This window comes from Bacteroides sp. CACC 737, assembly GCF_013874375.1.
GTDB classification, from domain to species: Bacteria; Bacteroidota; Bacteroidia; order Bacteroidales; family Bacteroidaceae; genus Bacteroides; species Bacteroides uniformis.
In genome coordinates, this window is record NZ_CP059408.1 from 2583831 (window position 1) to 2600439 (window position 16609).

The 16609-nt window shown below is 46.8% G+C and carries 11 protein-coding genes; 6 read left to right on the forward strand and 5 right to left on the reverse strand.

Annotated elements, in window-relative coordinates; genetic code table 11:
• Positions 1-2: 2 nt before the first annotated feature.
• The gene (locus tag H1A11_RS11305) at positions 3-710 is read right to left on the reverse strand and encodes a TIGR02757 family protein (RefSeq protein ID WP_181757221.1); all 708 of its coding nucleotides are present in this window, start codon (positions 708-710) and stop codon (positions 3-5) included.
• Between the two features lie 193 nt (positions 711-903).
• Between H1A11_RS11305 and H1A11_RS11310 the strand changes: the two genes are divergently transcribed.
• The gene (locus tag H1A11_RS11310) at positions 904-1761 is read left to right on the forward strand and encodes a GyrI-like domain-containing protein (RefSeq protein WP_016272950.1); all 858 of its coding nucleotides are present in this window, start codon (positions 904-906) and stop codon (positions 1759-1761) included.
• A 342-nt stretch (positions 1762-2103) separates the two neighbouring features.
• Positions 2104-3000: a DMT family transporter gene (locus H1A11_RS11315; protein ID WP_117974322.1), complete on the forward strand. Its 897-nt coding sequence runs from the start codon at positions 2104-2106 to the stop codon at positions 2998-3000.
• Positions 3001-3006: 6 nt separating this feature from the next.
• On the opposite strand, the gene H1A11_RS11320 is transcribed toward H1A11_RS11315, so the two are convergent.
• Positions 3007-4023 carry an N-acetylmuramoyl-L-alanine amidase gene (locus H1A11_RS11320; RefSeq protein ID WP_035457740.1) on the reverse strand — a complete coding sequence of 339 codons (1017 nt, stop codon included), beginning with the start codon at positions 4021-4023 and terminating at the stop codon, positions 3007-3009.
• A 137-nt stretch (positions 4024-4160) separates the two neighbouring features.
• Here H1A11_RS11320 and H1A11_RS11325 point away from each other — a divergent pair, with 137 nt between their 5' ends.
• Positions 4161-5441: an O-acetylhomoserine aminocarboxypropyltransferase/cysteine synthase family protein gene (locus tag H1A11_RS11325; RefSeq protein WP_087331714.1), complete on the forward strand. Its 1281-nt coding sequence runs from the start codon at positions 4161-4163 to the stop codon at positions 5439-5441.
• Between the two features lie 64 nt (positions 5442-5505).
• Here H1A11_RS11325 and H1A11_RS11330 read toward each other — a convergent pair whose 3' ends face one another.
• The gene (locus tag H1A11_RS11330) at positions 5506-8010 is read right to left on the reverse strand and encodes a family 20 glycosylhydrolase (RefSeq protein WP_181757222.1); all 2505 of its coding nucleotides are present in this window, start codon (positions 8008-8010) and stop codon (positions 5506-5508) included.
• A gap of 175 nt (positions 8011-8185) precedes the next feature.
• Here H1A11_RS11330 and H1A11_RS11335 point away from each other — a divergent pair, with 175 nt between their 5' ends.
• The 3 genes from H1A11_RS11335 to H1A11_RS11345 all read left to right on the forward strand — a co-directional run bounded on the left by H1A11_RS11335 (position 8186) and on the right by H1A11_RS11345 (position 13603).
• Positions 8186-10474 carry an NADP-dependent malic enzyme gene (locus H1A11_RS11335; RefSeq protein WP_181757223.1) on the forward strand — a complete coding sequence of 763 codons (2289 nt, stop codon included), beginning with the start codon at positions 8186-8188 and terminating at the stop codon, positions 10472-10474.
• Positions 10475-10837: 363 nt separating this feature from the next.
• Complete coding sequence (locus tag H1A11_RS11340; RefSeq protein ID WP_117964151.1) at positions 10838-12175, forward strand: NADP-specific glutamate dehydrogenase; 1338 nt, start codon at positions 10838-10840, stop codon at positions 12173-12175.
• A gap of 189 nt (positions 12176-12364) precedes the next feature.
• Entirely contained in the window at positions 12365-13603 is a 1239-nt protein-coding gene (locus tag H1A11_RS11345; RefSeq protein ID WP_181757224.1) for a GTP-binding protein, read from the forward strand.
• A gap of 95 nt (positions 13604-13698) precedes the next feature.
• Here the strand turns inward: H1A11_RS11345 and H1A11_RS11350 are convergent, their stop codons facing one another.
• Both H1A11_RS11350 and nadD read right to left on the reverse strand, forming a co-directional pair.
• Positions 13699-15903, reverse strand: a complete 2205-nt coding sequence (locus H1A11_RS11350; RefSeq protein WP_178291856.1) for a beta-N-acetylglucosaminidase — start codon at positions 15901-15903, stop codon at positions 13699-13701.
• Positions 15904-16036: 133 nt separating this feature from the next.
• Positions 16037-16606: a nicotinate (nicotinamide) nucleotide adenylyltransferase gene (gene nadD / locus H1A11_RS11355; protein ID WP_174647102.1), complete on the reverse strand. Its 570-nt coding sequence runs from the start codon at positions 16604-16606 to the stop codon at positions 16037-16039.
• Positions 16607-16609: the final 3 nt, after the last annotated feature.

Here is a 16609-nt window from a genome sequence, read left to right on the forward strand (position 1 = left end):
CGCTACAATACTCCGCTGACTCCGCTTCCAAACAAAGCAAAGTCCCCCAGGCACGGGTCGTCCGGAAAGGCCTCTGCCAGAGCTTCAGTAATCCGGCGGGCATTCTTCAAAGAAAATGTTTCTGTCTCGGTGAGTCCCAAAGCATAAGCCACACGGCAGACATGCGTGTCCAAAGGCACAATCAGGTCCCTGCAATCAAATCTCTCCCAAATACCAAAATCCACTTCCGGACCTTTCCTTATCATCCAGCGCAAAAACATGTTCAGTTTCTTTTGAGGACTCTTCGCCGAGACTTCCAAAAATGCACATAACCTTTCCATCGGATTACCGGCATACGTACATAAGGCATCCTCCAGACTGTCAAAAGCAGAATAAGCTGCATGCAAACGTCTGAAATAGGAATGAAAGTCAGCATAAGAAAGCATCCGGTAAAAACTGCTTCTGTCCGCAGCAGGAAAGTCATTCTTCCATCGGCAGGACAACACGTATTGATGAGGTGATGCCCCCATCAACCTATACAACTCTTCAGCCTTTTTCAATATCTGTTTACGGTTGCCGAAACTCATGATGGCAGTCAGCAGCCCACTGATTTCAATATCCTGCTTCCGTTCATAGCGATGTGGAAACTGTATGGGATCGTTCTGAATGAAGCCGGCGCAATGATAGGCCGCCGCCCACTCCCAAAGTTGTCTTTTAATCTCCTCGGTCATCTGCAAGCATTTGTTTTTTCATCTGAAATGCAAAGATATTGCAAATCGAATGCAAAACTTTCATGCTTGCACGAAAAAGTTGTGCCGGGATATAGCTTATCTTATTTAAAGATATTGCATTTATAGCAACATCGGACAAGTAACCTATTTCTTTTCCTCCTATTTTTGCAACATGAAAAAGCCCAATAGAGCCATGCAGCAGAAAAAGACAACCCAGGAGGAATACCAAAAGTGTGTGAACGCAGTAGTGGATTATATAAATCTGCACCTCGGAGAAGAAATTGACCTGAAATCTTTGGCCAGGATTTCCCATTTCTCTCCCTTCTACTTCCACCGCATCATGAAAGCTTTTCTGGGTGAACCCGTCGGTACGTTCATTGTCCGGACGCGTACCGAAGCCGCTGCCCGGTTGCTTCGTTACTCGGACATGCCGATAGCGGACATAGCCTACCGTATAGGCTACTCTTCGCCCTCGTCACTGTCAAAAGTATTCAAGCAATTATACGGCATTTCACCATTAGAGTATCGTAACAATAAAAACTTTGTAATTATGAAACCAGCCATTATTCGTCCGGAACTGGAACTGAAACACGAAATCAAAGAAGTTCCTGCCCGCAATGTGATTTACATCCGCCTCTTTGGCGACTATAAACTGAACGACTATTGCAGCGCATGGACGCGCCTTTGCCAGTTCATCCAGGAAGAAAAACTGCCTATGGGAGAAGTGATGCCCTACTGCATCTATCACGATGACCCCAAAGTGACACCCCCTGAAAAGCTGCGTACCGATGTATGTATGGTCCTACCCTCATTTGCAACGGCCAAAGGAGACATAGGATTTAAACAGCTCGCTGCAGGCCGCTATGCCATATTCCTATACAAAGGTCCATACGAACATCTGCAGGCCGTATACGATACCATCTACGGGAAGTATATCCCCGAAATGGAATGTAGCTTACGGGATGAGTCCAGTGCGGAACGTTACCTGAATAACCCCGCAGATACGGCACCGGAGGAACTGTTGACAGAAATTTATATTCCGGTAGAGTAGGCAAACTGTTCTGCCGGAGCCATCAGACTTTCTCCCCGGAAGAGTTTAGGAACCGGACAGCGAACAAGTATTCGTTCCTCCATGGAGTAAAAATCGTTCCACCATGGTGGAACGATTTTTACTCCGCGGTGGAATGATTTTTACCTCATGATGGAACGAATAAATATCAGGCAAGCCGGTCGATACTATATTAGATACCCATATCTATACTGTATTGTAAAAAAGGGACACTCCCTTGTCTGTATGCTTGTTTTTATTCATTAATTTTGCACGACGCAATGCGAATCAAGCAATTGACGCAAACAGATAATTTTAAAATCTCCATTAAAATCAAGATAAAAGATGCAAAATGTTTCCATAAAAGGGTTTATATATGCGGCTCTCTCCTCTGCCACCTTCGGGCTGGCTCCTTTCTTCACCATTTCATTACTCCTTGCGGGCTTCTCCTCTTTCGAAGTATTGGCCTACCGATGGGGAATAGCTTCACTTACCTTGGTCGTTTTCGGCATTATGCTGGGCGAGACATTCCGCATCAGCAGGAAAGACTGGGGAACGGTGTTCATCCTCAGCCTGCTCCGGGCAGCTACCTCCTTCAGTCTGGTCATCGCCTATCAGAACATAGCCAGCGGAGTGGCATCCACCATTCATTTCATGTATCCGCTGGCCGTGGCACTGGCCATGATGGGCTTTTTCGGAGAAAAGAGGTCATTCGCCATTCTGTTTGCCGTGTTGGTGTCACTAAGCGGAGCTGGACTTTTGTCATCCGGCAAAATAGACTTTGAAGGAGGAAACACGACCATCGGGCTGATTGCTGCCGGTCTGTCCGTATTCTTTTATGGAGGATATATCGTAGGAGTAAGGAAGAGCCGTGCCGTGCAGATTCCCTCCACTGCATTGACATGCTACGTAATGGGGTTGGGAGCCTTGTTCTTTATTATAGGAGGATGTCTGACCGGAGGCATCCGGCTGGCCAATGACACCCATACATGGCTGAATATTCTCGGACTGGCACTGCCGGCAACAGCTATATCCAACATCACCCTGGTAAAGGCCATTAAATACATAGGGCCTACACTGACTTCCATTTTCGGGGCCTTGGAACCTCTGACAGCCGTAGTTATCGGTTGCCTGATATTCAATGAAAGCTTCACACCGGCCAGCGCCGTCGGCATGGCGCTGATAATAACGGCCGTTACAGTCGTGGTGGTACACGAAAAGAAAAAGGAGAGCCAGAGTTGATTGTCCTTATTTCGCCTTTTTATAATCCGTGATGAAACCCTCCATCATCCACTTGGCCAAGGCCTGGCGGTTCGAACTGATTACAAAACGGCGCTGGTCAAAAGTGTTCTGGATATTTCCCAATTCCACGAATACGGAAGCGGGAGAAGTATTGGCTAACACATAAAGATTGCGTGCGCTGACAGTTCCGGTAAACCCACGGTTGGGCTGGTGCTTGTCATATTTCGACTCGAAAGTTTTCTTCATGGTCTTAGCCAGACGCTTGCTGTCGGGCTTGCTTTTAGAGTGGTAAAAGAACACATCGGTCTGATGGCTCTTGCTGCGACTGTCCACATGAAGAAAAATGGCACGGCAATATTTATAGTTCTTGCGGTCCTTCTTGTAAAACTCATTGATTTTGGCGCAACGTTGCCGGAGACGTGCCACTTGGTTCAAGGGTATGGGAGCTCCCATGCACGTCTCACGTTTGCTGTTGGAAAGGTACTTGTCATCACGGATTCCGTCTTTAGCATCCTGGATAATGATACGGACTTCCGCTCCCTCTTGCATCAAGTTACGGGCAAGGCGCAAAGCCACATCATACGCATACTCATCTTCATGCAGTTCTATTTTGCCGATTCTGCCGATAGCTCCGGGGTCGGGGCCTCCATGCCCGCTCACTACATAAAAACAAGCACCCTGCAAACGGTTGGATGTCACTTTTACACTGGCAAGCGCTTTCCCGAACAAAGGTTCATTGATTGTCTTCTTCCCATTGCCAACCGGCTTTGATAATGGGGGCAGTACATACTTCACTCCCAGCCGCAATTCCTCCTTCCCTTTAAGAAGTTTCTTGTTCAGCTCCAAAAACTCCTTATAATAGGCTCTCCCCGGGCGCTTGTTACGTTCCAGGAAAACAGAGATTCCTTCTCCACGTCTCGGACTATCCCGCTCTTCCTGAGCCGAAGCATTAAAAGCAAACGAAGTACAAAAGAGGATGGTCAGTAAACAAAATATGCGTTTCATATTCCAATTATTCATCATTTATTCGGTTCGCTACAAATTTCCAGCCGCTAATTTATAGCATTTTACCATACTTAAGCACAAAATTATAATTTTTTCCCTACTTTTGCGACAACTTACGCGATAATAGATAAGAAACTTTTAAAACAGATAACATTATGGCAAAGCAATTCAAGCCGGAGACGCTGTGCGTACAAGCCGGATGGACTCCTAAAAAGGGCGAGCCCCGTGTACTCCCCATCTATCAAAGTACAACTTTCAAATATGATACCAGCGAACAGATGGCGCGCTTGTTCGACCTTGAAGACAGCGGCTATTTCTATACCCGCCTGCAGAACCCTACGAACGATGCAGTAGCCGCCAAGATTGCCGCCCTCGAAGGTGGTGTGGCCGCTATGCTGACATCCAGCGGACAAGCAGCCAACTTCTATGCCATTTTCAATATCTGCCAGGCAGGAGACCATTTTGTTTGCTCCTCTACCATCTATGGCGGAACATTCAACCTCTTCGGAGTAACTTTGAAGAAATTGGGCATCGACGTCACTTTCGTCAACCCGGATGCCAGCGAGGAAGAAATTTCCGCTGCTTTCCGCCCCAATACCAAGGCCCTATTCGGCGAAACCATCTCCAACCCTACGCTCGAAGTGCTCGATATAGAGAAGTTTGCCCGCATTGCCCACAGCCACGGCGTGCCCTTGATTGTGGACAACACCTTCCCTACCCCCATCAACTGCCGTCCGTTTGAATGGGGTGCCGACATCGTAGTACACTCTACCACCAAATACATGGACGGACATGCCACCAGCGTAGGTGGAGTCATTGTAGACAGCGGTAACTTCGATTGGAATGCACACGCCGACAAATTCCCCGGACTGTGCACACCGGACGAGTCTTACCACGGACTGACTTATACGAAAGCCTTCGGCAAAATGGCTTACATCACCAAGGCTACAGCCCAACTGATGCGCGACCTGGGCAGCATCCAGTCTCCACAAAACGCATTCCTGCTGAACCTGGGTCTGGAAACACTGCACCTGCGTATGCCCCAACATTGCAAGAATGCACAAGCGGTAGCCGAGTATCTTGCCCAGAACGATAAAGTGGCTTGGGTGAATTATTGTGGTCTGCCGGGCGACAAATACTACGAGCAGGCACAGAAGTACATGCCGAACGGCTCTTGCGGCGTTGTCACCTTCGGCTTGAAGGGCGGACGGGAAGAGTCTATCAAGTTTATGGATTCACTGAAACTGGCGGCCATCGTGACTCATGTGGCCGATGCACGTACTTGTGTGCTGCACCCAGCCAGTCATACACACCGCCAGTTGACAGACGAGCAACTGATGGAGGCAGGTGTACGCCCCGACCTAATTCGCTTCTCGGTAGGTATAGAGAATGCAGAGGATATTATTGCGGATATAGAACAAGCGCTGAACGCCTAAAGGAATAAACAAAAGGGAGTGCATTTTCGGACAATGCACTCCCTTTTCATTTCAATATTCTCTATTACTCAACATTCAATATAATCGTCAAACTTTCCTTGCCTTGGTAGAAGGTCTTTGCTTTCACGACCAGGGAACCACACTTCACCGGTTCTTTCCATAAGGTTGACTGGGCAGTAGGTTCCGAACCATCAGTTGTGTAACGTACTTCAGCACCATCAATGGCCACATTAGCATACAGATTTCCATCTTTTACCAATAATCCCGGCTGAGGCAAGCGGAAGTTAATCCCATTCTTTGCCCAATAAGGCATTTCACTCTTGCTGATTTTCTCATAATAAAGTGCCAAAGCCTGATTGAAAGCCTGCTGCTCCCGCACGCCGGACAGATTTTCCCATACCGGATGAGCATTCCAGCCACGTTCTGCCAGCCCTAAGATTTTCGGGAAGAGAAGATATTCCACGCCATCAAAACTACGGATAGTTTCGGCGAATAATTGCCCTTGTACACCCATAATATGTTTCTTGCCTATCTCTGTCAAAGCAGTCTTCCCCTTTTCCGCATTACCCAAATCAATGGGATTGCCTGCCATATCCACACGCAGCGAACGATAAATGCTGAAAGGAAGCATAGAGAAAGAGACAGACTCATCCACATAACCTCCCCAATCGAGTCCACGCTCGTCCGGATGACCATTGTAAGCCATATCCATATAGAAATTGCCCACGTTGCAAAGGATGACCGGGTAACCGTTATTGGCTGTCTGATAAACCACTTCATCAGAGCCCGGTACAGTATTCCAGCAATACACACCGGCAGCCTGACCCCTCAACTGTTGATGAGCCTCTTCGGTATGCCCCAAAGCAACTTCCTGCCAACCACTGAATTTCAGTCCGTTCTTCTGCATCACATCCGCCATTTGCGTAATGAAATACTCCGACAAATCATGAGCTTTCGTCATGCCTTTTTTCTTCATCAGTTCCTGACATTTCGGGGAGCCCATCCACACGCCGCGAGGCACTTCGTCACCACCTAAATGCACTGTAAACAATGAAAGACCGGCTTCCTGATACATCGCATTAAGTTCCTGAATCACCTTCTCCATAAAACGGTAGGTAGAAGGCAAGGCGACATTCATCACATTGTCCGTATAATATTGTACAGAAACATAACGTGAAGTATCTTCCGGTTCACTCAACATATATTCTGTAGCTTTTCCCGGATCAGTTTCAAAATATTTGTTATAGCGTGCCTTCATGGAGACAATGGCAGCGCGGGCATGCCCCGGAGATTCTATTTCCGGAACAATGCGGACATGTCTTTCGGCAGCATACTTCAGCAAATCAATAAATTCCTCGCGGCTATAATATCCATTGCCTACAGTCTTTGCATCAGGGTCATAGCCACCGTCATAACATGGGTAGAGGCACTGGCTTTCGTCAGTGGTATGTCCGCGACGGCTACCCACAGCAGTCAGTTCCTCCAAACCGGGAATCTCCAAACGCCAGGCTTCATCATCACAAAAATGGAAATGCAGGACATTCAATTTATAAGATGCAAAAATATCCACCAGTTTCTTCAAGTTCTCCGGAGCGGTGAAATTACGGGCAATATCTATCATTTGTCCACGATATGCCAAGTCCGGATAATCCCGGATGGAGACTGCCTCCAGCAAATAAGGTGTCTGCTTATCCTTCAACATTGACAAAAGTGTCTGTGTACCATTAAAGATGCCATGAGGAGTGGCAGCACTGATTTTTATCAGGTTGTCACCTATATTGATAGTATAATATTCATCATTTACGGCCTCCTTCCTATCAAGCAGTTCTTCCAGCACAATCTTCACGGAAGCATTTCCGACAACTTCCAAACCATACAAACCTGTCAGTTTCTCTTTCAACAACTTGGCTTCACCGGCAAAGTTCTCCGGAAATGCCAAAGCTACCTTACCTTCCAATACGACATTATCGCCTTCAATGGCTACCGCCTTCTTTACAGACGGAAGAATGTCTGACTGCACCAAAGCAGGAGCACCAGACAAGCGAAGATTGGATTCATAAATCTTAGTCGCATCCGGATAGCCGCTCATTGACTCGGGAGAAGGAAGCGGCAGCGCCTTCAAAGCCACGGGCAACGGACTGCCCTCTTTACCATCCACAGTCTCCACCCAATAAATTCCTTCCGGTACATGGGAGTTCCGGTCCAGCTTGTAAGTGCAAAGGAAAGTAATCCGCATGGAATCACCGGGAGCCAGCGAAGCAAATTCGTCTGTCGGATACATTTTGAAAAAATTACCGTTCACTACCTCTACCTTCACTTCAGAGGCTCCTTCCTGCTTCACCCCTCGGGGAAGCTGTGAATAGTAAATCGTCCAGTTCTTTTTTAGAGGTTTTTGAGAGATATTCTTGAGAATAAAGGTATTCTCATAATATCCGGGTTCGATGTCACTTGCACCCATTTCCCAGGTCAGAGCAACCGGTGCCTTAGGTTCATTACTCGTTTTACATCCAGCAAATAGTGCCATTACACAAAATAATAATCCTGCCAGAGGAAGTTTCAAAATTCTCATGCAACTCATATGTTAAGTTAATAAATGGGGGTAATCTCTAAAATCTGATGCCAAAAATAAGCATTTTAAGCTAATTAACTGATAAAAGTAATAGATTTTATTGACAGCGAGCTACAATTTAGAACTTTTATACCTACATTTGCAGCCAAATTATAACCAATTTAACTATTCTACCATGGCTAAAATAACCAAAGAAGCAGCCTTGCTCTACCATTCGCAAGGCAAACCGGGTAAGATTGAAGTAGTACCCACCAAGCCTTACAGTACACAAACCGATCTTTCTCTCGCCTACTCTCCGGGCGTTGCAGAACCGTGCCTCGAAATTGAGAAAAACCCGCAAGATGCATATAAATATACAGCAAAAGGCAATCTGGTAGCTGTCATCTCCAACGGAACCGCCGTGCTCGGCCTGGGCGATATTGGCGCCCTCAGCGGCAAACCCGTCATGGAGGGTAAAGGTCTGTTGTTCAAAATTTATGCCGGTATCGACGTATTCGACATCGAAGTAAATGAAAAAGACCCCGACAAGTTCATCGAAGCTGTCAAGGCTATTGCCCCAACATTCGGAGGTATCAACTTGGAAGACATCAAAGCACCCGAATGTTTCGAAATAGAATGCCGCCTGAAAGAGGAATTGGACATCCCCGTGATGCACGACGACCAGCACGGCACCGCCATCATCTCCAGCGCAGGATTGCTGAACGCCCTGGAAGTGGCAGGCAAGAAGATAGAGGAAGTGAAAATCGTCGTAAACGGTGCCGGGGCTTCCGCCACCTCATGCACCAAACTGTATGAAGCGCTCGGCGCACGCCGTGAAAATATCCTAATGCTGGATAGTAAGGGAGTCATTACCAGCGATCGCGAGAATCTGACCGAGCAAAAACGTTACTTTGCCACCGACCGTCGCGATGTACATACTCTGGCAGAAGCCATCAAAGGCGCCGATGTATTCCTCGGACTGTCAAAGGGTAATGTGTTGACCCAGGACATGGTTCGCAGCATGGCAGACCATCCCATCGTGTTTGCCCTTGCCAACCCTACTCCGGAAATCTCTTACGAAGACGCCATGGCAGCACGTCCGGACGTACTGATGTCCACCGGTCGTTCCGACTATCCTAACCAGATTAATAATGTAATCGGTTTCCCCTACATCTTCCGCGGTGCCCTCGACACGCAGGCAAAAGCCATCAACGAAGCCATGAAAATTGCTGCCGTGCACGCCATTGCCAACCTTGCCAAGCAGCCCGTGCCCGATGTGGTGAACGAGGCATACCACGTAAACAACTTCACCTTCGGTCCCGAATACTTCATCCCGAAACCGGTTGACCCGCGCCTCATCACCGAAGTGTCCTGCGCTGTGGCCAAAGCCGCCATGGAAAGCGGTGTAGCCCGTAAAGACATCGAAGACTGGGATGCCTACCGCCTGCAACTGCGCGAGCTGATGGGTTACGAAAGCAAACTGACCCGCCAACTCTACGACACCGCCCGCCGCAACCCGCAACGTGTGGTATTTGCCGAAGGCATCCACCCCAATATGCTGAAAGCTGCTGTGGAAGCCAAGGCTGAAGGTATCTGTCATCCTATTATATTGGGCAACGACGAAGCCATCGAGAAGCTGGCAAAAGAACTAGACCTTAGCCTTGAAGGTATTGAGATAGTAAATCTGCGTCATCCGGATGAAGCGCCGCGCCGTGAACGCTATGCCCGCATTCTATCTGAAAAACGTGCCCGCGAAGGAGTCACTTACGAAGAAGCCAATGACAAAATGTTCGAACGTAACTACTTTGGTATGATGATGGTGGAAACGGGTGAAGCAGACGCTTTCATCACAGGTCTTTACACCAAATACAGCAATACCATCAAGGTTGCCAAGGAAGTCATCGGCATCCGTCCGGAATACAAGCATTTCGGCACCATGCATATCCTGAACTCCAAAAAAGGTACATACTTCCTGGCCGATACGCTGATTAACCGTCATCCCAATGCCGAAACGCTAATCGATATTGCCAAGCTGTCGGAATATACCGTCCGCTTCTTCAATCATACACCGGTAATGGCCATGTTGAGTTACTCCAACTTCGGTGCGGATAAGGAAGGTAGCCCGGTAAGTGTACACGAAGCAGTGGATTATATGCAACAAAACTATCCTGACCTTGCCATTGACGGAGAAATGCAGGTGAATTTCGCCATGAACCGCGAAATGCGTGATGCCAAGTACCCGTTTACACGCCTGAAAGGAAAAGACGTAAACACACTGATTTTCCCGAACTTGAGTTCTGCAAACTCTGCTTACAAGCTGTTGCAGGCGATGGATACGGACTCCGAACTGATTGGTCCTATCCAAATGGGATTGAACAAGCCTATCCACTTTACCGATTTTGAGAGCTCCGTGCGCGATATCGTTAACATCACTGCAGTAGCAGTTATCGATGCTATCGTAGACAAAAAGAAGGCTGCCAAATGAGACGACCGTTATCAAAATTCCAAATAGTTTGCATTGTGCTGCTTTGGGCAGCACTTTGCTACATTGTTTTGATATCTGTCGAACGAATTGACGGTCCAATTATCCTAACGCTTGCCATTTCGGCGGCTTTAGTGTTTATTCCCGTCATAAAGTCTCTAAAAAGAGGATAAATAATATCTTTTTATTCCATTTTGCGGTATAAAACAATAAAATTGTTGTTTTATACCGCATTTTCTTTATAAAATGTTTGCTCGTTTCATTTTTATGTGTACTTTTGCAACCGCAATGAGAGGAAAAGGAAACAAACCGAAAATCGAATTGTTTTAGGTAACATATAGTAGCAACCAATAAAAGAAATAGATTATGAATGCAGCTAAGGTATTAGAAGACCTGAAAAGACGGTTCCCCAACGAACCGGAGTATCATCAAGCAGTAGAAGAAGTTCTTTCTACGATTGAAGAAGAGTATAACAAGCATCCGGAGTTTGACAAAGCCAATCTGATTGAACGTCTTTGCATCCCCGATCGCGTTTACCAATTCCGTGTTACTTGGGTAGACGATAAAGGTAACGTACAAACCAACATGGGCTATCGTGTGCAGCACAACAACGCTATCGGCCCATATAAAGGCGGTGTTCGTTTCCACTCTTCTGTAAACCTGAGCATCCTGAAATTCCTTGCTTTCGAGCAGACATTTAAAAACTCATTGACAACTCTGCCTATGGGTGGCGGTAAAGGCGGTTCGGACTTCTCTCCGCGCGGCAAGTCGAATGCTGAGGTTATGCGTTTCGTTCAGGCTTTCATGCTGGAGTTGTGGCGTCATATCGGTCCTGAAACAGACGTACCTGCCGGTGATATCGGTGTAGGTGGTCGCGAAGTAGGTTTCATGTTCGGTATGTATAAGAAGCTGGCTCATGAATTTACGGGTACTTTCACCGGTAAGGGCCGTGAGTTCGGCGGTTCGCTGATTCGTCCGGAAGCTACCGGCTACGGTAACATCTACTTCTTGATGGAAATGTTGAAGACTAAGGGTACTGACTTGAAAGGCAAAACTTGTCTGATTTCCGGTTCCGGTAACGTAGCTCAATATACGGCCGAGAAAGTATTGGAATTGGGTGGTAAGGTATTGACCATGTCTGATTCTGACGGTTATGTATACGATCCGGACGGCATTGACCGCGAAAAGTTGGATTACATCATGGAGCTGAAAAACCTCTACCGTGGACGTATCCGCGAATATGCTGAACAATATCCGGGTGTGAAATATGTGGAAGGAGCCAAGCCTTGGGGCGAAAAGGCTGATATCGCTTTGCCTTCTGCCACTCAGAATGAATTGAATGGCGACCATGCCCGTCAGTTGATAGCTAATGGGGTAATGGCAGTATCCGAAGGTGCCAACATGCCCTCTACACCGGAAGCCATCAAGGTATTTCAGGATGCAAAGATTCTGTATGCTCCGGGTAAGGCAGCCAATGCTGGCGGTGTATCAGTATCTGGTCTCGAAATGACTCAGAACTCCATCAAGTTGAGCTGGAGTGCAGAGGAAGTGGACGAGAAATTGAAGAGCATCATGAAGAACATTCACGAAGCTTGCGTGCAATATGGTACGGAAGCCGACGGTTATGTAAATTACGTGAAGGGTGCCAATGTGGCCGGATTTATGAAGGTGGCAAAGGCTATGATGGCACAAGGGATTGTGTAAGGACTAAAGCCATAGTACAACTATAACAGAAGAAAGGTGAGGAGCTCAAAGCTTTTCACCTTTTTTCTGTTTAGATAATATAGAAGAAACAAAAAATTATCTCTTTTCCAATCCATTGTCACATAAATCAGATACTTTTGCAGAAGTTAATGAAAGAAGACCATCATCATTGAATAAAATCAAACGATTATGAATACAACAGAAATCCCCGTACTGCTGTTGACCGGTTATCTGGGTAGTGGCAAAACGACGTTGGTAAATCACATCCTTTCTAATAAACGTGGCATTAAGTTTGCCGTTATCGTCAATGACATAGGCGAAGTGAACATTGATGCAGACCTTATACAGAAAGGTGGCGTGGTGGGAAAGAAAGAGGAAAGTCTGGTAGCTCTACAGAATGGTTGTATCTGCTGTACGCTGAAGACAGACCTGATAGAGCAGATGTTCGAAATCATGAAGATGCAACGCTTCGACTACATCGTGATTGAGGCGAGTGGCATCTGTGAACCGGAGCCTATTGCCCAAACACTCTGCTCCATTCCTCATATGGGAGGAGCGTATACTAAATACGGTATTTGCCGCTTAGACTGCATTACCACCGTGGTGGACGCCTTACGTCTGCAAAGTGAATTTTCTTGCGGAGATGATTTGACACGCAAAGGCATTGATGAGGAAGATATAGAAAACCTCATCATTCAGCAGATTGAGTTCTGCAATATTATCCTGCTGAACAAAGCAGCAGAAGTACAGCCCGAAGAATTAAAACGTATCAAGCAGATTATCCACACCTTGCAACCCGGTGCCGAAATTATAGAGTGCAACTATGCAGATGTAGACCTGGATAAGATTATCCATACCCACCTCTTTAACTTTGAGCGTGCCGCAACTTCTGCCGGATGGATTCGTGGCATAGAGCAACAAGTAAGCGAAGAGGAGGAAAAAGAGGCGCATTACCATCATGAAAAGGGTCATCATCACCATCACGAAGATGAACATCATCATGAAAGCGAACATCATCACGAGAAATGTCATCACCACCATCACGAAGGAGGTGAAGTAGAAGAATACGGTATTGGCACATTTGTCTACTACCGCCGTCCTGCATTCGACATTCATAAGTTCGACCACTATGTCGCTACCAAATGGCCCCGCAGCGTTATCCGCGCCAAGGGTGTCTGCTACTTCAGCCACAACCGCGACATGTCCTTCCTCTTTGAACAAGCAGGTATACAGAAGAAAATAACTGAAGCCGGACAATGGTATGCCACCGCTCCCGAAGAAGACATGATAGAACTGATGCGCCAAGAACCGGGATTGCTAAGAGACTGGGACGAACAATACGGCGACCGCATGCTGAAGATAGTATTCATCGGACAAAATATGGATAAAGAGCAAATCATCCGCGACTTGGACAAATGCCTTGAATAACTTCCTAAAAAAGTGCTCCCCGTCATTCCGATCTTAAGAACAACGGGGAGCATCGTCCCACGCGCGTAACTCTATTTTAAGAATCAGGAACCATATCAATTCTCCGTAAAACGGAACATTTTGAAATACACCTTCTGCTCTGTGTCGGATACATTCACCAACCTCATCTTCGCAACACTCAACTCCTTGAGAGATGCCTTCACCTGCGTTCTGTATCCCGGTTTCAAATCCACCGCCTGCCAGTTTGTACCATCCGAAGTTACTTCCAGTTTAAACTTAGAATTAGCCACCTCCGCATCTCCCAAATCAATAAGTACCGAATTCAACTGGCGGGCATAATCCATCGAAATGGTCAGCACACCGCCTGCCTGCCAGTTGATGACTTCATTGGACGGAATAATTGTATTCACCTTTCCCTTCTGCTGAATAGGAAGCGAAGCCAACTGATTCACGTCGCTCTTCAACGTGTAGGGAGAATAAACAGCCTTTGTATCAAGCCCGGCATGGAACGCTGCATTATAGCCCGTTGTCGCCGCTTCGAACAAAGCATTGAAAGTAGGCATCAGATGCAGGCTGCCGCTCTTTATGCCCGCTTTATATTGGGCATCCGTCTCACCCATCAGCACCAGCAGGGCGCGGGCGTGTTCGTAGCTACCTATAAATGCATCCTTCTGCTGGCGCAGGCGTATCATGTTCAGCACCTCCGCACCATACTCTCCCACTTGTTTGAACTGAATGAGCCAAGGCCTTATTTCAGTTATCAACGGACGATTCTCATTTCCCGATGCAAGCAATCCATCAGCGGCAACGATTATCTTCCGGCATTCCTCAGCTACCTGCCGATAGGCATCTTCATCTATCTCGCTTTTCTCTTGATAAGCTTTCAACAAGGCAGAGAGAGCAGGCTGAATGGCAACGGACTCTTCACGGCGGAAACGATGTCCATTCTGTCCCGGGTCGGAATTATGAGCAGCGAAGATTTCCAAATATTCGGCATGAAGTGGCATAAGGTCTCTGACTGCATGTTTCCAAGAAGTTTCACTATCATAATTCTCCATATTCCAAGTATAATCAGCTACACTGTACAGAGAGATTTTGGAAGCCTCGGCATGTTCCATCGGATTGGAAACAAAAGCAGACATATCATCTTTTATATCAAGCCCGTTTCCATAAACCGGCCCTAGCAGCAAATGGTCTTGTACATAATCCGAAACGGGGAAATTCCACCAAATATACGCCTTACGTTTCAGCAGCGGATTGACGAAGTCCAGCGTAGACTTATCTATAGTAGCAACTACCATATCACCGGTCCACATCACCTTGATACCCTCGTTCAACTTATCACCAAGCGTAGTGAGATAGCCTCCTTCTACATCGGTCCATGACTTGTTGTACTCTGTGGGACACAATATCAATGGTGCAACATCCCGCTTGACTTTTACAAAATGGTCGTCAATATAGTTCAACAGTTCAGCCTGCTTGTCCGCCTTTGTCCCTTCACCCGAAATATCATCAAAGAAAACGGCAAAACCACGCACACCCAACTGGTACATGCTTTCGAACTTCTGCAACAATAACGAGCGGTCTTCTTCATTCCAGCGAATATCCTGACCCGGATGAATGGCCCAATAGAAAATGACATTGTTCTCCTTCGCCCTATTTACCAATACCTTCAGTTGTTCTCCTTCTTGGGCAGGATAAGGCTTGCGCCAGTTGGGAGTCCGGTGATAAGGGTCGTCTTTCGGTCCATAGATATAGACATTCATTTTGTTCCGACCATAAAAATCAAGCTGGCGTATACGCGCCTCCTGACTCCAAGGAGCACCGTAAAACCCTTCCACCACACCCCGATAGGGAACATCGGGATAGTCCGTCACTTCAGCCAAAGGCAGCTTACCCAAAGCAAGCAACTGCGCAAGAGTCTGTACACCATAGTACGCTCCCCGCTCGTCAGCACCGGCTATGACGATGCAGTCTTTTTCAATTTTCAGGAAATAACCTTCGGATTTGCGTGGAATCCTATGTTGGTATTTCTTGATAATCTTATCTCCTTTCACTCCTATATATACACGGAAAGAAGCGCCAAGCACCTCTTCCGGCATCAATGAACGGAGTAAAGGCAACGCAGGTCCGTCCTGCACGGAATTGCCGGAAAGGATCTGGTATTGTTGGGGAATATCAACAGAATCTTTTTGCGTAATATATTCTTGGGGAGTAGGTTGCAAATGAAATTCTTGCGCACAAAGCGTCGCTGTCGTCAACATACCGAATGCTCCCAGTAATAGTAATTTTTTTCTCATAAGCGGATTATTAAATTAAGGAATATCTATGTATTAAGAAAACTCTTCCATGCATTCAAGGTTGATACGTTCAAAAATAAGAAATAAATATGAAAACACGTACAAATACAGACATTTATTTCAGTTTAAAGATTCATTTATTCTGCATCCGTTTGAGTTCATCGCACACTGCCGGATGCAGGAAGTAGCGTACATCTTTTCCCTCCTCCATGGCTCGACGGATAAAAGTGGAGCTGATTTCGAATACCGGAGAAGAAACAGTCCGTACATTCTGCGGTAAAGAGGCAGTCTCTACCGGATAGCCGGGACGAGGATAAACCAGAAGATGATTTTCGGCAATAATGCGTTCCGACTCGTACCAACGGTGGAACAGCTTCCAGTTGTCCGAACCAATGACAAGATGGAAAGTGTGTTGGGGATAAGTCCGTTTCAGCACGTCCAACGTATGAACAGTATAAGAAGGCCGAGGCAGATGGAATTCAAAATCGGAAGCGCGAAACTTGGGATAACCCTCAGTGGCTAGCTGCACCAGCTTCAAACGTAACTTGTCATCCATCAGATCGTTTTCTTCCTTCAGCGGATTGTGGGGGGTGACCATAAACCACACTTCATCCAGGTCCCCGTATTCGCAAAGATAGTTGGCGAGGGCCAAATGTCCGATGTGTATCGGGTTGAATGAGCCACTGAAGATTCCTATATCCACTAT